Genomic DNA, 21,923 nt, shown 5'->3' on the forward strand with positions numbered 1-21,923 from the left:
CTCCACCAGGAAGTAATACTTATTCCGGTTCTCCTGCATATAGCAGGAATATGGCCGGTTTTTTATTCAGTTCAGGTAAAGTAGTTTGTTTCCACGCCTTGATCGTTTTTGTATGTATATATTCTTCTGCGCCGGTAATATCTGCAGCCACACAGAGTAGTGTATGATCTTTACAACTGCTCAGGATATCTTTCAGAATATAGTTATTACGATAAGGAGTTTCAATGAAGATCTGTGTTTGTTTCTTCTTGTGTGCCTGCGTTTCCAGTTCAACTATAGCTTTCATTCTTTCTGCTGGTTTTACAGGCAGGTATCCCACAAACTGGAAATTCTGTCCGTTCATGCCTGATGCCATAAGCGCCAGTATAATAGAATTAGGTCCAACCATTGGTATCACAGGCGCCTCAATACTATGTGCCGCTTTCACCACCAGGTGCCCTGGATCAGCTATCGCAGGACATCCCGCCTCGCTGATAACCCCAATATCCTGTCCGGCCAGCAACGTTTTCTTTGCCAGCGCAACATCCGGAGGATTATGCGAATCCATCAGCAGCAACTGCATCTCATCAATATTGACAGTTCTGTCCAACGCTTTCATATAACGGCGTGCAGTACGTTCATTCTCAACAAAAAATACCTTGATCCGTTGTACCGCAGCAGTTACATACGGTGGAATGGTATGTAATGTATCCGGACTTAATAAGGTAGGGATCAGGTATACTTTACCAACGGGCTCCATGCAACAGTCGTTTATCTGATAAGTGAATAGTAGCGGCAATAACAGCATAAGATGGTGCCATTACCCATCCCAGTACAGGAATGAACATCAGCAGGTAGAATACCATCCCATTGCCCAGTGCTATGCCCCGGTGCTCTTTTATAAAAGTAATACTTTGTTTTGTTGTCAGCTGATGACGCTCACAGCTATAATCCATCATAGAAAAGCCATAAAAATAGCATTCTACGAAAAAGGCTATCAGTGGAGTGATCCATCCTACTACAGGAATGAAAGACAGGATGATCAGCATCAGCACACAGATGGTCTGGTACAGCATATTCCGTAATGATAACCGGATGCCCCGCATCATATCTTTCAGGAATTGTTGCATGCTGAAAGGGAATTCCCGGCGTTCCAGCAGCGCCTCTGTCTTCTCTGAGAGATAAGCGAATAACGGAGAACCCAATACCAGGAACAAGTATTTGTAGTAAGAAAAATACAATAAGAGGAACACCATCCTGATGGAGAATGCCAGCAGGATAAAAAAGAAACTGATCCAGCTGCTTGCCAGATCCTGAATCCATACCCTGATAGGAAGCAGGTTAAACAGGTATTCTACGAACTCTCCCGAATATCCCCAAACAAAATAACTCCCAGTAATAAATAAGATGCAGTAAAGGATACCCGGCACCAGTATCCATTTCCATAATTTGTGCTGCATGATAAACTGATGTGCTTTCCCATAAGCTTGCACGGCTGCCAGTACTTCTCTGAATGAAAACAATTGCTTGTATTTAGTGATTAGTAAGCCTTACTGATTATCAATCCGGTTGTAAGTAACTAAAAATCAGTGGAACAATAGAAAAAAATGTGGAAGGCAGAAATAAAAAACCTGCCAGGCTGATGCAACCGGCAGGTTTTCTTATGTATAATTATCTGATCAGAACCTCGGACAGAGAGTTCTGTATTTGTTACCGTCGTTCTTCTTATGAATGTAAATAACTGAAAGCTCCATACCTCCACGGTAGTTGGAAGCGGGTTTCAATGAAGAAACGTTCATATCGTAGCTAAGACCTACTGTAAAACCATTGATCTGCATACCTACATATGGATTGATCGCATCTTTCAGACGATACCAGCTACCCAGGTAGAATACAGTTGGGTTATCTTCATCACCATTCAGATCAAATCCATAAGCACCACCGATAGTAAACTCAGAAGCTGTGCTCTGTTTCATATACAGCGTACTTACATGGAGACGGTTGGAACCACCTACAGGGAATGAACCTCCACCGTGAGCAGTCCATCTTGTGGTGAGACGGTTATTATTCTGCGCCATGAATGTTTCAGTAGGCTGAGTAATATGATAAAAGGAAGTACCAAGATAAATGTTGGAAGATTCGCCTATCAATCCGTTGTAAAGGATCCCAATATTAGGATCTATATATGATATAGATGGATTCACAAAGGTTTCACCACTTGGAATAGCAGGGTTATAACCGTTGTTATCTATCTGGTTTTCGAATACCAATTTACTTTGGTCCAGGCGTTTCTGCACGTAAGTAGCCTGTATACCGACTGCCAGTGTATGGTTCCCTTCTGGGTCCAGACCTTTATGGTAGGCAGTACTGAAGCTCAGGTATGTGGAAGTCAATGCACCTCCGCCTGTTCTGTCATACATTGCCATTACGCCAACGCCCCATATGTCAGTATAATTAATTGCATTCTTCAGGATGCCGAAATCAATAGCCGCAGTACCTGTAGTGAAGGGTGTTGAGATACTTCTCCACTGGGACCGGTAGTTACCCGAAACCCGGTAATCACCGGAAAAAAGACCTGTAAAGGCCGGATTCAAAGTAAGGGGAGATGCGAAGAATTGCGAAAAATGCGGATCCTGCGCCCTGGCCGGGTTCATCATGTAAAGAGTGATGGTGAAAAAAAGCAACACTTTCTTCATAAAACAATACTTATAAGTATAGGGTTTTCTCATGGTTCCATGTGAAGGTATTAAAAACTCATCATATCGCAAATTAAAAATATATAATTGTAAGGTTGAGATCGCCCTAACTAATTAATAATGAACAAGTATTTTATGATAATTTTTTATTGGTTAACTAGCCCTTTCTGGTTGAAAATGGTCCTGTCTTACTTATACTGGTAGTTATTTTATTGCTGCAATTTGTTCCCGAAGGCAAGATCACCTGCATCTCCAAGCCCCGGAACGATATAGCCTTTGGCTGTCAGTTCATCATCAATATCTCCTGCCCAGATGCTCAGGTTACTGCCTGCATGTCTTTGTACATATTCAATTCCTACGGTACAGGCAATTGCCACCACCAGGTGAATATGTTTGGGTTTTCCGATCCCCTGGAGATATTCGATTGTTTTTACAAGGGAGGCCCCTGTAGCCAGCATCGGATCTGATATGATCACTACCTGCCCTTCAATGGAAGGACTGGATACATATTCCAGGCTGATATCAAAAGAGCCATCATGTTTGTGTTTACGATAGGCTGAAATAAAGGCATGATCTGCCTTGTCAAAATAATGAAGTAATCCCTGGTGTAATGCCAGTCCTGCTCTTAAAATAGTAGCCAGTACCGGTTGTTCTTTTAATACGCGGCAATTTGCAATGCCCAGGGGAGTCTGGACTTCTTTTTCTACGTATTCCAATGTTTTGCTGATTTCGTAGGCTGCTATTTCTCCTACACGTTCCATGTTACGTCTGAAACGCATTCTGTCTGTCTGAATGTCCATACTCCTGATCTCACTTAGCCATTCTCCTACCAGCGAATTGGTGTTACTTAGATTAATCAACATAAATGCAAAGTACACATTTTTCATTGTAGTGTTAACTGATTGGGGGTTAGAATCAGGCCGTATAAAGAAATTTTTATACGGCTCTGATTGCTAACGGTTTAGAGGCTAACAATGCCTTGCGGCTAATTTTTTATAATCATGGCTTTTTTAACCAGTTGTACGAATTCTGCTCTGTATCCTTCAGGATCTTCTCCCTTTGCTTTATTGGCCAGTGTTAATACCTGGTCATAAGTGGCATTTCCTTTATATTCAGAGTTACGTAATAACATGCCGAAGGCAGCTACAGCAGTGGCCATCTGAAAATCATCTGGCAGAGCGGTGATCTGCTGGTCTTTCCAGGGCAGCACCTTACTTATTAACTGGCTGGTGTTTTCCTTAGGTTCTTTATACCGGAGTTTTACTGTCAATACTTCCGCAGTATTACCACCTATGATGGTTTGCTGCTGGTATTTCAGCGGATCTACCCAATTGGCCGTTCCTTCTTTATTCCCGGTAGGAATCACCTCATAAAGGGCTGTAACGGTGTGGCCTGCCCCCATCTCACCTGCGTCTTTTTTATCGTTGTTGAAATCTTCATTCTGTAACATGCGGTTTTCATATCCCACCAGGCGGTATGCCTGTACATATTTCGGATTAAACTCTATCTGTAGTTTTACATCTTTTGCCACGGTAAACAGGGTACCACCAAATTCTGTAACAAAAGTGCGACGGGCTTCTTCAAAATTATCGATGTAAGCATAGTTTCCATTGCCCTTATCAGACAGCAGTTCCAGTTTACTGTCTTTATAGTTGCCCATTCCAAAACCCAGTACAGATAAAAAGATCCCCTTTTCACGCTCTTTTTCAATGATATGAAGTAGTTCGTTATCGCTGGAAGGGCCTACGTTAAAATCACCATCAGTCGCAATAATCACCCTGTTATTGCCATGCTCCAGGAGATGTTCAGCAGCAGTACTGTAGGCTAGTTTAATTCCTTCTCCACCTGCTGTAGATCCACCAGCCTGCAGATTTTCCAATGCATCCAGAATCTTTTTCTTTTCGCCGCCGGAAGTGGATGGTAATACCACGCCGGCTGCACCTGCATATACAACAATGGATACCCTGTCTGACGGACGCAGTTCCTGTACAAGTGCTTTCATGGCCTGTTTGAGCAGAGGGAGCTTATTTTCTTCAGCCATAGAGCCGGATACATCTATCAGAAATACCAGGTTGGAAGGTGGCAGGTTTTCTTTCGATACATCTTTTGCCTTCAGGGCAACACGTACCAGTTGATGGGTAGGCTCCCAAGGGCAGATCGACATATCTGTGTAAATAGCTACCGGATCTTTGCCTGTAGGATTTTTATACTGATAATCAAAGTAGTTGATCATTTCTTCCACCCTTACAGCATCAGCAGGTGGTAATTGCCCGCTATTCAGAAAGCGCCTGACATTGGTATAGGAAGCACGGTCTACATCGATAGAGAAAGTACTGAGTGGCTGATCTTTAACACCATGAAAGCTGTTTTCATTGATACCATTGTAGCTTTCCGTATTAGGTTGTTGAACTACCGGCGATGGATAATATGACATACCCTGGTCTGCGCTGTTAATCTTTACGCTGGTTACACTGCTTGCCATCCTTGACTTTTTTTTAGCCTCCCCATAACCTACTACTACCACTTCATTTAACGCTGAATTGTCTGGATTCAGCTGGATCTTTATCACACTATCCTTTGCCTTCACAGCTACAATGACCTTTTGATATCCTATATAAGTGACTTCCAGAGTCGCCTTTCCTGCTGGTATCCTGAGCTGGAAAACGCCTTTTGCATTGCTTACAGTGCCGTTAGGACTGCCCTGAACCCTGATAGCAACTCCTGGTAGCGGAGCTTTGTTACTGGCATCCGTAACAATGCCGGTAATATTGCGCTGTGCCTGTGCAGTCAGGCTGATAAGTCCTGCCAATAAGAGAAAAAGATATTTTTGCATGGTGAATTGTTTTAATCTGGTAGTATGATGTAGAATATTCTTTGATTCCATAAGGCAGAAAAAAAATATCTACTCAATCCACATTATTTACTTTTGCACAAATTTTAGTGGATGGTATATAATGTAATAGGGATAACGTCAGGTAATTCGCTGAATGGATTAGATCTTGTTTTTGCTGCATTGACAGAGGTAAGGGGTAAATGGACATACGAGATTAAAGCAGCAGAACGCCAACCTTATACTATAGAGTGGAAAGAGAAACTGGCAGGAGCTGTAGATGCCTCCGCCAGGGATTACCTGCTGTTGAATAGTGAATTCGGTCATTATATCGGTTATACCGTAAAGGACTTTATTGCCACTTATCAGTTAGATCATCAGGTGCATTTCATTGCTGCTCACGGTCATACGGTGTTCCATATGCCTTCACAGAAAATGACGGCTCAGTTAGGAGAAGGCGCTGCTATTGCCGCCGTAACAGGTTTACCGGTAATCAGCGATCTGCGTGCTATGGACGTAGCCCTGGGAGGGAAAGGGGCGCCACTCATGCCTGTCGCCGAACAACTCCTGTTCCCGGATTACCGCTACCGCCTCAACCTCGGCGGAAACGCAAGCATCTCTTCCATAGTAGATAACCGCTTTATCGCATTCGATATCTGTCCCTGTAACTATATATTAGACGCCCTGGCAGAAACGCTGGGTAAGCCTTTCGACGAAGATGGTAAGCTGGCTGCAGGCGGAGTTACCGACAGCGCGCTGTTAGAATCCCTGAATGGCTTATCTTATTATGGACAGGATTACCCTAAAACACTGGCAGGCAAATTCGGTACAGGTACTGTATTACCGCTCATTCAGGGACATCAGCTTTCCACACAGGGAAAACTAAATACTTACACTCATCATATCGCTACACAGATTGCAAAAGCTATCTCTCAGCTGCAAAGTGGTTCTGAACAGGAACAAAAGTTATTACTGACGGGTGGGGGGGTGTTTAACAGTTTTCTGCTGCAAAACATCCGTGAACAACTACAGTCATATAATATTGAAATCGTCACACCTGAAGCACAAACCGTTACATTCAGAAATGCATTGATGATGGCGCTTCTTGGAACGCTACGCTGGAGGCAGGAACCTAATGCGCTGGCATCTGTTACAGGTGCTGAGAAGGATAGTGTGGGCGGTGCTTTATGGGCGATATAGTTATAGATTGCTAATGATCATAAATACACTGCGTCTGCCTGTTTTGTTTCTTAATTTAGCTTTGGGATAAGATTTTAGATTAGATCTTTATTATGCTTCACCTAAACATCACGGCAGACAAAGTGTATTTATGATCATTAGCAATCGCATTCGCGCTCTATCAGCACATCTACACGTATTATTTCGGGGTTACCCCTACATTAAATCACTTTTGTAAAGCTGAAACTATCCCCATCAAACAACCCTAAGTCACTCAGCTTCAGATGTGGTATTACCAGTAATGCCATAAAGGAAAGCGTCATAAAAGGTGCTCCCAGCTGACTTCCCAGCGCCTTCGCTGCTGCATCCAGTTCACTATACCTTGTAGCAACGGCATAACCATCGATGTTACTCATCAGTCCTGCTACCGGCAACGCCAGTACGCTCACCTCTCCATTACTTACTACACTCACACCACCTCTCTCTTCAATCACCGCATTTACTGCAAGAGATATACTTATGTCATCAACACCTACCACAATAATATTATGACTATCATGCGCTACAGAAGACGCAATAGCTCCCTGTGTAAATCCAAAGTTCCTGATAAACCCAAGTGCCACCGGAGCAGGATGGTAGCGGTTTACAACCGCAAGTTTCAGTACATCCTTTTCAACATTACTATGAACCAAACCATCATTAACAGGTAATGTTTTCAATAAACTATTTGTGATCAGTTGCCCATCCAGTGCTTCTATTACTTTAACAGTCACAGTGTTGCCACTGGCAGGAATGTGGAAGTGGGAAGGAGTCACCGGTCTACAGTCAAAATTATTGATCACTGGTGCAATGATAGAAGGGATCAGTGTTTGGCCATTTTCTGCTACCTGTTCTCCATTGATGTAAGTAGACAGGATGTTGAAGGAATGAAGATCATCAATTATAATAAAATCGGCAGGATCGCCCACCCGCAGCAGGCCGGCAGGAATTTTATAATGCAACACAGGATTTACACAGGCGGCACGCAACACTTTGAACATGTCTATTTTCAGTGCGAGTGCACGTTTCACCAGTACATTAATATGTCCTTCCACCAGGTTATCCGGATGTTTATCATCACTGCAGAACATGATCATTTCAGGATAATCGTGCAGCAGAGGAATGAGGGCATCAAAGTTTCTGGCTGCACTGCCTTCCCTTATCAGGATGTGCATACCATATTGCAATTTGTCCAATGCTTCTTCAGCTGTAAAACATTCATGATCTGTGCTGATACCGGCAGCAATATATTGTTGTGCATCTTTACCGCGTAATCCCGGCGCATGGCCGTCTACCGGTTTTCCTGCACGTTTTGCTGCTGCAATTTTTTCCATAACATCCGGCTGTTGATGCAGCACTCCTGGGAAGTTCATCATCTCTGTAAGGTAAAGCACTTCGGGCTTTTGCAGCAGGGCTTCCACATCTGTCACACTCACTGTTGCTCCTGCTGTTTCAAAAGTTGTAGCAGGTACACAGGAGGGAGCACCAAAGCAGAATTTGAATGGCACTTCCTTTCCGTTTTTCAGCATATATTCTACACCTTCCACGCCCAGTACATTGGCTATTTCATGAGGGTCTGATACCGTGGCTATGGTACCATGTACAACCGCCAGTCTTGCAAACTGTGAAGGGGTGAGCATGGAACTTTCCACATGTACATGCGCATCAATGAATCCCGGCAGCAGGTACTGATCGTATACGTTTTCATTTGGTGTAATACTGCTGATCCGTCCGTCTGTTACCTGTATGGTAGCGGGGTAGATGCTTTGCTGTAATATGTCTATAAGGTTACCTGATACCTCAAATGTTTTCATATAACTGGTATTAATAGAGTTCAAGCATGGCCTTTGCCGCTGCCGCAATTTTGTCTGCCAGCGACTGTGGCTGTAATATTTTTACATGGGCGCCGTAACTCAGTAAGAGCATTTGCAACTCATGATTGATTACAACGTTGAGTGATACACGACATTCTTTTTCATTGTCTGATTCTATTGCCTGAGAAGGATGGATGGGTTGTGACTTGATATATTTTCCCTGCAGGGGAGTGAATGCCAGCAACACTTTTTCAGGTTCTCCCAGTGGGACTGTAATACCTATTGCATGCTGGTAATAACTCGCATCATCAAAATTCTTCTCGTCAAATTTTTTATCTGTAGGCCAGAGGTCTATGATCCTGTCCAGTGAAAATGTAAGTAAGGTACCACCTTTCGCTTTCTGACTTTTACCGATGAGATAGAAGCGGGACTGATATTCACGTACATGGTAAGGTTCTACCCAGTGTTCTTTGGGTTCCGTTCTGTCAAAGCTCTGGTAGGCAATCCGGATTACTTCCAGGTTCTTGATCGCATCTACAATCACCGGGATATGAGAGGCCCCTTTATACTGCGTAGCGCGGGAGAATTTGATCAGCCCTTTATGTTCCATCACCTCACGGTTCTGTTTTAAGCTGGCAGCTATTTTAAGGATAGTATCCTCAAACTGTTCTATTACAGGCAGACTGCGAAACTGTTCCAGTATACTGATAGCTATTTCAAGTCCCTGAAGATCTGCTTCATCAATAGGAATACTACTGATGGAGTAGTTATCGTCATCATAGCGGTATGTACCGGTGCTCCGGTCGTACAGGATGGGTGCCTGATAATTGAGCTCGGGGTCATGGCGCATGTCCTGTATGTCTTTTTGGATAGTACGTACAGAAATAGAAGCATCCATTTTTTTGGATACATATGCGATAAGGTCATCCAGGGTGGGTTTCTTTAAGCGTTTATTGCGGAGCCGCTCATCTATCCAGCGATAACGCGATACGGCATCCTTATTTTTCGGCATGGACAGTATTTATTTAGAAGATAAAAATAGGTAAAATTCGCTACGCATATTCGCTGCGTAATGGCCAACTACATTTGTAGTGTTATTAACACCTAATAGTTATGAATAAGGTAAATACAGCAACCGCACAGATCTTTCAGGCTATATCAATAGGACAGATCATTCTGGATGATTCCAATTATTTAACATTCTGGGGGCACCTGCAAAAGGCAGATGGATGGCACCGTTGCGATTTTGTAACCAGCTATGAAGTACTGAATACCATGTTGCGCCATGTAAAAGACAGGAGTGATGCGGTACAGATGACTATTGTACACCAGCTGGAAAATATGCGCCAGATTCCTGAGATGATAGACCTTGAAGCAGAACTGGGTTCGGCTGTGGTGTTTGATAACATGAATTTTCGGTTTACCCGCCCGGGACGCCGTGAAGACGGTAACTGGATAGAATATACCAAAGGTGAATGCTATTATATTGAAGAGGTGACGCCTTTAATTCCTGCCAAAACCAGGCAGTATGTAAAGAAGATTGACCATTGCATGGAAATGCTGCATAAAAGCTATGATCTCTATCTGGGTTACCTGGAACTTGATTTTGAGGAAGATGCTGCCCGGGTAAAAGCTGATCTGGCTGATGATCTTAAATATACACTGGCCTATTATGCCTGGAAAGAAAGAACGATGTAATCCATTGACCCATATACTGTAACTGTTTGAAACACCTATTTCACCATTAACCTCAAAAACACACTTATAGTCTGTCTTGAAGAAGGAATCATTTAACCCTGAAAGGGCTCTGTGTGAAAGCCAGTCTCACAGATCTCCCAAACAAATACTGGTAAATAAAACCTTAAAAGAAAGCGTGATGACATCCATTTAACCCTAACCTATCCTTGAAAACCCTGTACCCCCAGCAGAATTGGACCGCTTATATTATTAAGCATAATCCATAATGCGTTTAGTATGAGTTGTTTGTTATATCCCATCCCTGTCTGTCCCCCTCAGACAGGGATTTTTTTATAAAAAAGAAAAGTAAAGTCTATAATAATTGTAGGAATATCCTACTTTTGAAACTGTAAAAAGATCTAATTATGAGCTTAAGACTAGGGGACACGGCGCCAAACTTTCAGGCGAAGACATCAATAGGAGATATAGATTTTTACGAATACCTGGGCGATAGCTGGGGTGTACTGTTTTCACATCCCGCGGATTATACACCGGTATGTACTACAGAACTGGGTAAAACAGCCCAACTGAAAGGTGAATTTGCAAAACGTAATGTAAAGGTACTGGCATTGAGTGTGGATGGACTTGAAAGACACCAGGGCTGGATCAAGGATATTAACGAAACACAGAATGCGGATGTTGATTTCCCTATTATCGCAGATGAGGACAGAAAAGTATCTGATCTGTACGATATGATTCATCCAAATGCTTCTGAAACATTTACGGTAAGATCGCTGTTTATAATTGGACCAGATAAAAAGGTAAAGTTGATGATCACTTACCCTGCCTCTACAGGAAGAAACTTCCATGAGGTATTACGTGTAATTGATTCCCTGCAGCTGACAGCTAACTATAGTGTAGCTACACCGGCAAACTGGGTAGATGGTGAAGATGTGATCGTTACTGCTGCGGTGAAAACTGAGGATATTCCTGCACGCTTCCCCAGAGGACACAAAATTATCAAGCCTTACCTGAGAACAACACCTCAGCCTAATAAGTAAGCTGTGGGCAATCTTCTTGGAAAAGCATACAAAATTTAACCGTATAAAACCTGCACACACGTGGTGACAGGTTTTTATTCATAAGAGTTTTTAATGGTTGGTTTTTGATTTTTACGAAACGGGGATTTTTCCCCGTTTTTCTTTTTATACCAGTTGTGAACAACACTCTTTTACTGTTGAATCTGACCTAATAGGTTTTCTCTCAATGAAACTTATTTTCAGGTGATTGACAATGTCTTTATTTTACTTAGTAATAGCTTTTACGCTGGTCTTAGCACCTTCATTAAATACAAAAGGACTCCATAAGGAGCCCTTTCAAGTATTATTATTTTCAAAACAGATTAGAGTGTCAACTCAGTGCTTCTTCCACTATTCTTCCTTAACTGGGTTACTACTGCCTGGATATCTTTTGGCAAAGGTGCTTCTATGATATGTTGCTCTCCTTTTTGATCGGCAAAATGCAACTGCCATGCATGCAGGCCTAACCGCTTTAACAACGGACGCTCTTCTTCAGTTCTCTTTCCCAGTTTATAGGTCTTCTTGATTGCAGAAAGAAATACAGGCGTTTCAGTTCCATATAGCTCATCCACAGCTATCGGATGCCCCAGGTATTTCATATGTACCCTGATCTGGTGTGTACGGCCGGTATGGATCTGGAGTTTAACCAGACTGTAGAGGCCGAAAGACTCCAGTACTTCGTAATCTGTAACCGCAGCTTTACCCTTGCTGTTGATAGCCATTTTGCCTTTCTGAACAGGATGTTCTATAATAGCCTGTTCCACTGTACCAGTGGAGGGGGTAAGCTGGCCATTTACCAGTCCCTGATAGAATTTTTTCACATTTCTGGACTCGAATAACTGTGAAAAGTATTTATGAGCTGCCTCATTTTTGGCAAAAAGGATGATCCCGCTCGTATCCTTATCCAGGCGGTGTACCGTAAAGATCTCACCGTAATGTTTCTTCAGTAGTCCCTGAAGAGATGATAACTGGTTATCATGCCTGTCGGGTATTGTTAACATGCCGGCTGGTTTGTTTAGTATAACAAAGTCCGGTGTTTCTTTTATAATGATGTCGTTAATCCTCATAATTGTAGTAGATAGGCTGTTATTTAAAATGTTTCAGTAGGATGACTTCCTTTTCTGAGAGAAAACGCCATTTACCACGATTGACATTCTTTTTAGTCAGGCCGGCATAAGTAACGCGATCCAGTTTTTCCACCTCATAACCCAGGTGTTCAAAGATGCGGCGTACAATGCGGTTTTTACCACTATGGATTTCGATACCTACTTCTTTCCTGTCGTTAGTTTCCACATAACCCAGAGCATCTACAGCAGCCACACCATCCTCTAATGTCACACCTTCAACTATCTGGTCGAAGTCTGCTTTGGTAAGGGGCTTATCCAGTCCTACATGATATATTTTACGAATGTTGTGTTTGGGATGCGCCAGTTTCTGTGCCAGTTCCCCATCATTGGTCAGCAGCAGCAAACCGGATGTATTGCGGTCCAGGCGGCCTACAGGGTATACCCTTTCTTCAGTGGTAGCATCTTCTATCAGTTCCATGACTGTTTTACGGCCTTCAGGATCGTCGGTAGTGGTGATGTATCCTTTTGGTTTGTTCAGCAGGATGTATACCAGGTTTTTCTGGATATTGATTCGTTTATTGCTGATAGCCACTTCGTCTTTGGCAGTCACTTTAGTTGCAGGCTCTGTAATCACTATTCCATTCACCGTTACTTTCCCTTCTTTCACAAAATCTACGGCTTTACGACGGGAGCAAAGGCCGGAATGCGCGATGTATTTGTTCAGCGGCATTTCCCCTGGCACAGTAGATTCACCTTCTTCCCATTTACGGGTACGGTGTGCTCCGAATTCCTTGCTGGAATCATTGTCCCTGCGTGGTTTTCTTGTATCGCTATCACGATCTTTCCTGTCAGCAAAGCTGGAATTGCCGTCCCTGCGTGGTTTTCTTGTATCGCTATTGCGGTCTTTCCTGTCAGCAAAGCTGGAATTGCCGTCCCTGCGTGGTTTTCTCGTATCACTACTGCGGTCTTTCCTGTCGGCAAAACTGGAATCATCGTCACGACGTGGTTTTCTCGTATCACTACTGCGATCTTTCCTGTCGGCAAAACTGGAATCATCGTCACGACGCGGCTTTCTTGTATCACTACTGCGATCTTTTCTGTCGGCAAAGCTGGAATCATCATCACGACGCGGCTTTCTTTCAGTTTTACGATCCTGTTTATCTGCAAAACGCTCGTTGGCTGTATCAAAGAATTTCTTGCGGTTAAAACCACTTGGAGTAGAGCGCTCTTCGCTACGGGTATCTTTGCTGCTGGAGCCACTATGGAAAGCGCTGTCATCATTTTGTACACGTGGCTTGAACGGAGTTCTGCCATTAGCGGTTTTCTTCGCTGCTGGTTTTCCTGCTATGCGTGCTCTTGGTTCAGACCTTTCACCTTTTTCACGGAAGGCTTTGCGTTCTTCGCGTTCGCCATCCGGACGTTTGCTTCTTTCTGCTCTTTCAGGTCTTTCATTTCTGCCTTCGGGGCGTGACTTACGTTCTACTTTCTCTCTTCTGTCACCTCTTTCAGGTCTTGCGCTATCAGCACGTTTCCGTTCCGTTCTTTCTCCTCTCTCAGGTCTTTCACTGCTCTCGTTTCTTTCAGTACGCTTTGGTTCTGATTTGTCCCAGAACTTATTTCCTTCACTACGGGGAGCTTTCTCTCCGAATTTACGATCTGTTTTCTCTCTCTCGGGGCGTTCGGGACGTTTCCATTCGCCTCTTTCCGGTTTGTCGCCTTCTGCACGTTTCTCGCCACGGGCGTCATCATCTGCAGATTTTGTTCTGCGTGGTCTGTATGCACCATTGTTTGGCTTAGGTGCTTTTTTATTTGAACTGCTTTTATTTTCTTTAAAAGGGGAAAATCCCTTTTTTGCAGAAGCATTCTTTTTCATCTGTCTGATAAATTTTTAATTATTCGCAGGAAACGGATCAACCTTTATTTGCCAGTTGTCCGCAGGCAGCATCAATGTCTTTACCACGGCTACGGCGCAGGCGTGCATTTACACGGTGTTTGCCGAGATATTCCATAAAGGCATCTGCCACATCTTCTTCCGGTTTCTGGAAGCGTGCGTTGGAGATGGGATTATATTCAATAATATTAATGAGATCTGCAGGAACCTGCCGGTAAACTTTTATGAGTTCGTCCGCATCTTTCAGGGAATCATTGAAGTCCTTGAACAGGATATATTCAAATGAGATCTGGTTCTGCGTGCATTTATAGAAGTAGTTCAATGCCTCAATCAATACCTGTAGATTGTTGGTATCGTTGATAGGCATGATTTCACTGCGTTTTACATCGTTGGCTGCATGTAATGAAAGGGCCAGATTGAATTTTACCTGGTCGTCTCCCAGTTGACGGATCATTTTAGATACGCCCGCAGTGGATACTGTAATACGTTTTGGAGACATGCCGAGCCCGTCGGGAGAAGTGATGCGTTCAATAGATTGCAGAACATTCCTGTAGTTGAGCAGTGGCTCGCCCATTCCCATGTATACAATATTGGTAAGTTTCTTGCCGCTGGACTCCAGTGCCTGTTTATTTAGCAGGGCAACCTCATCGAAAATTTCGTCGAAATCGAGGTTACGTTTACGGTCCATGTAGCCGGTAGCACAGAATTTACAGCTCAGGCTGCAACCTACCTGTGAAGAAACGCAGGCTGTTTGCCTGGTATCTGTGGGGATGAGTACCCCTTCCACAAGGTGTCCGTCATGTAACCGGAAGCGATTTTTGATGGTGCCGTCTGCACTGTGTTGTGTTGCATCCACTTTTACTGCTGGCAGTGTGAAATGCTCTTCCAATTTGCTGCGGAGTTCTTTGGAGAGATTGGTCATCGCGTCGAAGCTGTTGGCTTGTTTCAGCCAAAGCCATTCATATACTTGCTTTGCGCGGAATGGCTTTTCTTCAATTGACCCGAAGTATTCCTGTAATGCCGGTAAATTAAGATGCCGGATGTTTGTTTTGCCCAATTTTATTGACCTTTAAATGAGATAATGTCTGCCTTACGGCAGTCGAAAGTAGCAGCAAAGGTAAGGATTTTTTAGTCGATGGACTTTTTACCTACATTTACAGCCTTTTATAACCAAAAGCAATCACCCAAAACAATGCAAGCTGCTTATATAGTAGACGCGGTACGTACACCCATCGGCCGTTACGGTGGGGCGCTGAGCACCATCCGGCCAGACGATATGCTGGCTCATGTGATCAAAGCCCTGATACAACGCAATCCCACCCTGGATCCGGCTGCGATTGAGGATGTAATAGCGGGCGATGCCAATCAGGCAGGGGAAGATAACCGGAATGTGGCCCGTATGGCCGCTTTATTGGCCGGACTACCGGTAACCGTACCCGGCAATACCGTGAATCGCCTCTGTGCTTCCGGCCTGCAGGCTATTATGGATGCTGCCCGCGCTGTAATGTGCGGTGAGGGCGACATATACCTGGCTGGTGGCGTGGAAAGCATGACCCGCGCTCCATTGGTGATGCCCAAAGCTGATGGTGCCTTCAGCCGTAAAACGGAAATCTATGATTCTACTATTGGCTGGCGTTTCCCCAATAAAGCGCTGACAGACATGTATCATCCCTATTCTATGGGCGAAACCGCAGAAAATGTGGCCCGCCAGTGGAATATCGGTCGTGAAGACCAGGATTATTTTGCGCTGCAGAGCCAGGTGAAATATAAACATGCGCTGGATGCCGGCAAATGGGACGCCGAAATAATCCCTATTGCTGTCACCCCAAACAAACAGGGGCAGGTAATCTTTTCTATTGATGAGCCTCCAAGAGAAACTTCCTTCGAGAAACTGGCAGGACTAAAACCTGCTTTTGCAAAAGACGGGAGCGTAACTGCGGGTAACTCATCCGGTATTAATGACGGAGCTGCTATGGTCCTGATCGTATCTGAGCAGGCCCTGAAACAATATAATCTTACCCCCATCATGAAGATCAATGCGATGGCGGTAGCCGGTATTGATCCTTCAATAATGGGTGTAGGTCCTGTACCGGCTACCCGGAAAGCATTGCGCAGAGCGGGAATCACTGCTCAGCAACTGGATCTGATAGAGCTGAATGAGGCTTTTGCAGCGCAGTCGCTCGCCTGTATCCGTGATCTGGAGCTGAATATAGAAAATATCAATGTGAACGGAGGTGCTATCGCCATTGGTCATCCGTTGGGATGCAGTGGCGCCCGTATTACGGCTACACTGATGCATGAAATGAAACGGAGGTCCGGTGTGAAGTATGGTTTAGCTACTATGTGTGTGGGAGTAGGGCAGGGAGCAGCAATCGTGTACGAGAAAATATAAGAGGAACTTTTTTACACAATTAAAAGGGTTTTATCTGGCACCAAGAGAGCCAGATAAAAGCCCTTTTAATTGTGCTCCATTATGTAAAATGATAAGTGAACTCTATGTAATTTATATAGTAGGAGTTATGTAAATTATATAGTGTAGGCTATGTAAATTGAAAGTTTGGTGTATATTTGCTTATAAATCAATTGCTAATGAGTGCATTCATTCCCCGGCAGTTAACACCAATAATAAGGGCTCAAAAATCAAAATTTCCTGTACTTGCAGTTACTGGCCCCAGGCAGTCTGGTAAAACAACCTTATTAAGAGAAATTTTTAGCGATTACCGTTATGTTTCACTTGAAAATCCGAACACACGCTCATTTGCAGAAGAGGACCCTGTCGGTTTTTTAAATCAATATGATCAGAAAGTTATAATTGATGAAGTTCAGCGGGTACCCACATTATTCTCCTATATTCAAGGCCGGGTTGATGAATCTAAAATGATGGGACAGTATATACTATCTGGGTCACAAAATTTTCATTTACTTACTAGTATTACTCAAACCCTGGCTGGTAGAGTGGCGTTGTTTAAATTACTTCCTTTGGACTTTACGGAATTAAAGACAAATAGTCTGCTGGCCGATTCATACACCAATGCAGGTATTAAAGGTTTTTATCCTGCCATTTTTGATCGGGATATTGATCCTGTTATATTTTATGCTAATTATGTTCAGACCTACATAGAGAAAGATGTTACAGAACTATTGAATATAAGTAACTTAAAACTTTTTCGAACATTTTTAGGTTTGTGTGCTGGCCGTGCCGGACAATTAATGAATATTAGCGCCCTGGCTAATGAATGCGATATTTCCAATATAACAGCCAAAGCATGGCTTTCTATATTGGAAAGCAGTTATATTATTTTTCTTTTGCAGCCTTATCATCAGAATTTTAATAAGCGATTAGTAAAAAGCCCTAAACTATATTTTTATGATACCGGTTTATTAAATTATTTATTGGGAATAAGATCAGCGGATGAGTTAGAAGAAAACAGATTAAAAGGACATGTGTTTGAAAATATGATCCTTGCAGAATATCAAAAAAAGAATCATCATTTATATCTTCATCAGGATTATTATTTCTGGCAGGATAGTAATGCTCATGAAGTGGATTTACTTATGAAAATGGGACAGGGCTTTTCAATTTTCGAGATTAAGGCTACACAAACAGTTAATTCTGGTTTGTTTAAAGAGATGGATCGCTTTGAAGAAATCGCTGCACCTGCTCAGGTAAATAAAACCCTTATTTACGGAGGATCAGAAAATGAAAAAAGAACCCAGTATACTGTGTTAAGCTGGAAGCATATTTCTGATTAATAATACACAAAAGAACGGGCGGTCGGAGATTAAACCGGCCGCCCGCTGATGGCAAGCAAAAAAACGGATTACAAACAAATTTGCTTCTCCGTCATCATTTTACGGAGATTTATCAGGCCATATCTCATACGACCTAATGCGGTATTGATACTCACATGTGTGAGGTCAGCAATTTCTTTGAAACTAAGATCTGCGTAATGACGTAGAATGATCACCTCCCGCTGTTCTTCAGGTAGCATATCCAGCATCCTGCGCACACGGTCATGGCTCTGCCGGGCGATCATCTTTTCTTCTGCACTGCTTTCGCTGAAGCCCAATACATTAAAGATATCCTTATCATCACTTGTCTTGATGATCGGATTCCTTTTAATTTTGCGGAAGTGGTCTACACAGAGGTTATGTGCTATACGTATAGCCCAGGGAAGAAACTTGCCCTTCTCCGTATAACGTTCTGCCCGTATTGTATCAATTACTTTTATAAATGTATCCTGGAAAATATCTTCTGCCAGAAAAGAATCTTTCACCAGTAAAAAGATGGAGGTATAGATCTTGTCTTTGTGCCTGTGCACTAATTCTTCCAATGCATTGGCATGACCCTTCTTAAAGAGGGTAATTAATTGCTCGTCACTAAGTTTGTACATTACTTGCATAAACATCTACAATAGCGGGTTTTAAAATAAAAAAACGGACTTTTAACAGTCTGTAGGTATTGTGTAGAGTTTATGCTATAAGTGGCAGTTTTATGATATGTTAGAGAATCGTTAAAATCTATGTATTGCAAATATAATGGAATAGTTCAATAAAACAAGATGAGTTTATACCTATTTCTTAATGATTTTTTACAGGGTTAAGAATGGCAACCACGGCAGGGCAGGCACTTTGCTGCGTAACATATTCAGAGCGAATATAATTATCCCGGAATATCTTACTTTCGATATTTAACGGAAGAATTCTAAACTTTTGAGGAAATTTGTAGGATCATGGCTACTAAAGTGAAGAAAACGGAAGCAATAACTGACGATCAGTCAGTTAGCACCAAAGATCAGATATTCATTAAAGGCGCACGGGTACATAACCTGAAAAATGTAAGTGTAGGCATCCCCCGTAATAAACTCGTAGTGGTTACAGGCGTGTCTGGTTCGGGTAAGTCATCATTAACAATGGATACACTATATGCGGAAGGTCAACGCAGGTACGCAGAGAGCCTCAGCTCTTATGCCCGCCAGTTCCTGATGCGTATGAATAAACCAGATGTAGATTATATCAAAGGAATCTGCCCCGCTATTGCTATTGAACAGAAAGTGATTACACGTACTCCGCGTTCTACTGTGGGGTCTATGACAGAGATCTACGATTACCTGCGGTTGCTCTTTGCCCGTATTGGTAAAACATATTCCCCCGTATCCGGACAACTGGTGAAAAAGCATGAGGTGAGTGATGTGGTAGATTATATTAAGAAACTCCCTGCTGGAGCCAAAGTACAGCTCCTGGTAACTTTTCGCCGCCATGCCAAACGGGAGGTTAAGGAAGAACTTCAGATCCTGATGCAGAAAGGGTTTACCCGTTTATACGTGAAGGATAAGACCGGAGGGAAACTATTACGTATAGAAGAGCTGCTGGAAGATAAAAAGCCCACCGTTAGCAAAGATGCTTACCTGCTGGTAGATCGTGTAGTGGCAAAAGAATTTGATGAGGATGACCTGCACCGGATTGCAGACAGCGTACAAACCGCTTTTTACGAAAGTGAGGGCGATTGCCTGGTAGAAGTGGACAGCAATGAAATGAAGCATTTCTCCAACCGCTTTGAACTGGATGGTATTCAGTTTGAAGAACCGGTGCCTAACCTGTTCTCCTTCAATAATCCATACGGCGCCTGCCCTGTCTGCGAAGGCTTCGGACAAGTATTGGGAATCGATGCAGACCTGGTGATTCCGGATAAACGCTTAAGTATTTTCGAAGGAGCCATTGCTCCCTGGAGAGGTGAAAAGATGGGCGAATACAAAGACGCGCTGATCAAGGTTGCCCGTAAATTTAACTACCCGGTACACAAGCCAATCTCTGACTTTACAGATGAACAATATCAGCTGTTGTGGACAGGTAACGAACACTTCTACGGACTGCATGAGTTCTTTAAGATGGTGGAACAAAACCTCTACAAAGTTCAATACCGCGTTTTACAATCCCGCTACCGCGGACGCACCCTCTGCCCTGAATGTAATGGCGGCCGTTTACGTAAAGAAGCATTGTACATCAAAATCAATGATACCAACATCGCTGACCTCGTAGATCTGCCTGTTGAAAACCTGAACGAATGGTTCAATAACCTGAAACTGACAGAATACGACCAGCAAGTGGGTAAAAGGATCCTGGTAGAAATTCATCACCGCCTTAAAACGTTGCTGGATGTGGGGCTTAGCTATCTTACACTGAACCGCCTGGCCAACACACTGAGTGGTGGAGAAAGCCAGCGCATCCAGCTGACCCGCTCTCTGGGCAGTAATCTCACCAACTCCATGTATATTCTCGATGAGCCGAGTATTGGCTTGCATGCAAGAGATACACACCGCCTCATCGGTGTAATGAAAGAACTGCGCGACCTTGGCAATACCGTTGTAGTGGTAGAACATGATGAGCAGATGATGCAAGAGGCTGACTATATTATAGATATGGGGCCACTGGCTAGTCATCTTGGTGGAGAAGTGATCTTTGCCGGTAATTACCAGGAGATCCTGAAAGATTCAAAAAGCCTCACCGGAAAATATCTTAGCGGACAACTGACAATAGAACCGCCAGCACATGTTCGTAAATGGAAAAAAACCATTTCACTGGAAGGCTGCCGGCAGAATAACCTGAAGAATATCGACGTGGAATTCCCATTACAGGTGCTGACAGTTGTAAGCGGCGTGAGCGGATCAGGTAAAACAACCCTCATCAAACAGATCCTTTACCCGGCATTGATGAAACTGAAAGGCGAATTTGCCGAAAGAGTAGGCCAGCACCGTGCTCTGAAAGGCGCATTGGATGATATCACCCAGGTGGAAATGATTGACCAGAATCCTATCGGTAAATCATCCCGTTCCAACCCTGTCACTTATATTAAAGCATACGATGAAATCAGGGATCTGTATTCCAAACAACCCATGAGCAAAATGCGCGGCTTCCAACCCAAGCATTTTTCCTTCAACGTAGATGGTGGCCGTTGCGACACCTGCAAAGGAGAAGGAGAAGTGGTCGTAGAAATGCAGTTCCTTGCAGATGTTCACCTGGTGTGTGAAACCTGCGGGGGAAAACGTTTTAAGGAAGAAGTGCTGGAAGTAACCTATAAAGGAAAGAACATCTACGATGTACTTTCTATGAGCGTGGAAGAATCACTGGATTTCTTCAAAGATGAGAAAGATGTATGCAACAAAATCCGTCCTTTAAGTGATGTGGGACTAGGTTACGTGAAGCTGGGACAGAGTAGTGATACCCTGAGTGGTGGCGAGGCACAGCGTGTGAAACTGGCATCTTTCCTTGGTAAAGGAAAAGCACAGGGACATATCATGTTCATCTTCGACGAACCTACAACCGGTCTGCATTTTCATGATATCAAGAAATTACTGGCATCCTTTAATGCACTGATTGAACAAGGGCATACCGTACTGGTAATAGAGCACAATATGGATGTGATTAAGTGTGCCGACTGGGTAATAGACCTGGGGCCGGAAGGCGGTGCTGGTGGCGGACAATTGCTATACGCCGGTTTGCCGGAAGGATTGAAAAAGGTGAAAAACAGTTATACCGGTAAATATTTGTAAAAAATATTCTAATCGGATTGACTAAAAAGTAGAATAATTGCGTTAATAATCATATAAACGGTAACCTTCCCTCAAGCCAAGTGGGCGGGGCCTTTGAATTGAGTCCCATATTAAAAAAGAAA

The 21,923-nt window shown here is 43.3% G+C and carries 17 protein-coding genes; 6 read left to right on the forward strand and 11 right to left on the reverse strand.

Annotated elements, in window-relative coordinates; translation table 11 throughout:
- Nucleotides 1-19 precede the first annotated feature (19 nt).
- The 5 genes from BM176_RS21155 to BM176_RS21175 form a co-directional block, all read right to left on the reverse strand.
- On the reverse strand, nucleotides 20-739 hold the full coding sequence (locus tag BM176_RS21155; RefSeq protein WP_090106326.1) for an SAM-dependent methyltransferase: 720 nt from the start codon (nucleotides 737-739) through the stop codon (nucleotides 20-22).
- Nucleotides 723-1,502: an EI24 domain-containing protein gene (locus BM176_RS21160; protein ID WP_090106327.1), complete on the reverse strand. Its 780-nt coding sequence runs from the start codon at nucleotides 1,500-1,502 to the stop codon at nucleotides 723-725. The genes BM176_RS21155 and BM176_RS21160 overlap by 17 nt, the downstream gene beginning before the upstream one ends.
- Before the next feature lie 156 nt (nucleotides 1,503-1,658).
- Nucleotides 1,659-2,675, reverse strand: coding sequence for a PorP/SprF family type IX secretion system membrane protein (locus tag BM176_RS21165; RefSeq protein ID WP_090106328.1), 1,017 nt, complete (start codon nucleotides 2,673-2,675; stop codon nucleotides 1,659-1,661).
- 209 nt (nucleotides 2,676-2,884) lie between these two features.
- Nucleotides 2,885-3,538 (reverse strand): uracil phosphoribosyltransferase, encoded by a 654-nt coding sequence (gene upp / locus BM176_RS21170; RefSeq protein WP_090106329.1) that lies wholly within the window; start codon nucleotides 3,536-3,538, stop codon nucleotides 2,885-2,887.
- Between the two features lie 122 nt (nucleotides 3,539-3,660).
- The gene (locus BM176_RS21175; protein WP_090106524.1) at nucleotides 3,661-5,508 is read right to left on the reverse strand and encodes a vWA domain-containing protein; all 1,848 of its coding nucleotides are present in this window, start codon (nucleotides 5,506-5,508) and stop codon (nucleotides 3,661-3,663) included.
- Nucleotides 5,509-5,619: 111 nt separating this feature from the next.
- Here BM176_RS21175 and BM176_RS21180 point away from each other — a divergent pair, with 111 nt between their 5' ends.
- Nucleotides 5,620-6,705 carry an anhydro-N-acetylmuramic acid kinase gene (locus BM176_RS21180; protein ID WP_090106330.1) on the forward strand — a complete coding sequence of 362 codons (1,086 nt, stop codon included), beginning with the start codon at nucleotides 5,620-5,622 and terminating at the stop codon, nucleotides 6,703-6,705.
- A gap of 200 nt (nucleotides 6,706-6,905) precedes the next feature.
- On the opposite strand, the gene ade is transcribed toward BM176_RS21180, so the two are convergent.
- Together ade and BM176_RS21190 are read right to left on the reverse strand one after the other, a co-directional pair.
- Complete coding sequence (gene ade / locus BM176_RS21185; RefSeq protein WP_090106525.1) at nucleotides 6,906-8,537, reverse strand: adenine deaminase; 1,632 nt, start codon at nucleotides 8,535-8,537, stop codon at nucleotides 6,906-6,908.
- 10 nt (nucleotides 8,538-8,547) lie between these two features.
- The gene (locus BM176_RS21190) at nucleotides 8,548-9,549 is read right to left on the reverse strand and encodes a helix-turn-helix transcriptional regulator (RefSeq protein WP_090106331.1); all 1,002 of its coding nucleotides are present in this window, start codon (nucleotides 9,547-9,549) and stop codon (nucleotides 8,548-8,550) included.
- Nucleotides 9,550-9,650: 101 nt separating this feature from the next.
- On the opposite strand from BM176_RS21190, the gene BM176_RS21195 reads away from it, so the two are divergent.
- Together BM176_RS21195 and BM176_RS21200 are read left to right on the forward strand one after the other, a co-directional pair.
- On the forward strand, nucleotides 9,651-10,235 hold the full coding sequence (locus BM176_RS21195) for a hypothetical protein (RefSeq protein ID WP_090106332.1): 585 nt from the start codon (nucleotides 9,651-9,653) through the stop codon (nucleotides 10,233-10,235).
- A 404-nt stretch (nucleotides 10,236-10,639) separates the two neighbouring features.
- The gene (locus BM176_RS21200) at nucleotides 10,640-11,275 is read left to right on the forward strand and encodes a peroxiredoxin (RefSeq protein ID WP_090106333.1); all 636 of its coding nucleotides are present in this window, start codon (nucleotides 10,640-10,642) and stop codon (nucleotides 11,273-11,275) included.
- Between the two features lie 341 nt (nucleotides 11,276-11,616).
- On the opposite strand, the gene BM176_RS21205 is transcribed toward BM176_RS21200, so the two are convergent.
- From BM176_RS21205 to rlmN, 3 genes are read right to left on the reverse strand one after another with little or no spacing between them, the layout of a single operon-like run.
- Entirely contained in the window at nucleotides 11,617-12,360 is a 744-nt protein-coding gene (locus BM176_RS21205) for an RluA family pseudouridine synthase (protein ID WP_090106334.1), read from the reverse strand.
- Between the two features lie 19 nt (nucleotides 12,361-12,379).
- Entirely contained in the window at nucleotides 12,380-14,233 is a 1,854-nt protein-coding gene (locus tag BM176_RS32970; protein WP_255373560.1) for a pseudouridine synthase, read from the reverse strand.
- Nucleotides 14,234-14,270: 37 nt separating this feature from the next.
- The gene (gene rlmN, locus BM176_RS21215; protein WP_255373561.1) at nucleotides 14,271-15,308 is read right to left on the reverse strand and encodes a dual-specificity RNA methyltransferase RlmN; all 1,038 of its coding nucleotides are present in this window, start codon (nucleotides 15,306-15,308) and stop codon (nucleotides 14,271-14,273) included.
- Between the two features lie 135 nt (nucleotides 15,309-15,443).
- On the opposite strand from rlmN, the gene BM176_RS21220 reads away from it, so the two are divergent.
- Both BM176_RS21220 and BM176_RS21225 read left to right on the forward strand, forming a co-directional pair.
- Nucleotides 15,444-16,643: a thiolase family protein gene (locus BM176_RS21220; protein ID WP_090106527.1), complete on the forward strand. Its 1,200-nt coding sequence runs from the start codon at nucleotides 15,444-15,446 to the stop codon at nucleotides 16,641-16,643.
- A 197-nt stretch (nucleotides 16,644-16,840) separates the two neighbouring features.
- Nucleotides 16,841-18,004, forward strand: coding sequence for an ATP-binding protein (locus tag BM176_RS21225; RefSeq protein ID WP_090106336.1), 1,164 nt, complete (start codon nucleotides 16,841-16,843; stop codon nucleotides 18,002-18,004).
- A 68-nt stretch (nucleotides 18,005-18,072) separates the two neighbouring features.
- Here BM176_RS21225 and BM176_RS21230 read toward each other — a convergent pair whose 3' ends face one another.
- Nucleotides 18,073-18,654: an RNA polymerase sigma factor gene (locus BM176_RS21230; protein ID WP_177230485.1), complete on the reverse strand. Its 582-nt coding sequence runs from the start codon at nucleotides 18,652-18,654 to the stop codon at nucleotides 18,073-18,075.
- A gap of 330 nt (nucleotides 18,655-18,984) precedes the next feature.
- On the opposite strand from BM176_RS21230, the gene uvrA reads away from it, so the two are divergent.
- Nucleotides 18,985-21,801, forward strand: coding sequence for an excinuclease ABC subunit UvrA (gene uvrA / locus BM176_RS21235; RefSeq protein ID WP_090106337.1), 2,817 nt, complete (start codon nucleotides 18,985-18,987; stop codon nucleotides 21,799-21,801).
- Nucleotides 21,802-21,923: the final 122 nt, after the last annotated feature.

Origin of the sequence: Chitinophaga sp. CF118 (assembly GCF_900112615.1) — a bacterium.
GTDB lineage: Bacteria > Bacteroidota > Bacteroidia > Chitinophagales > Chitinophagaceae > Chitinophaga.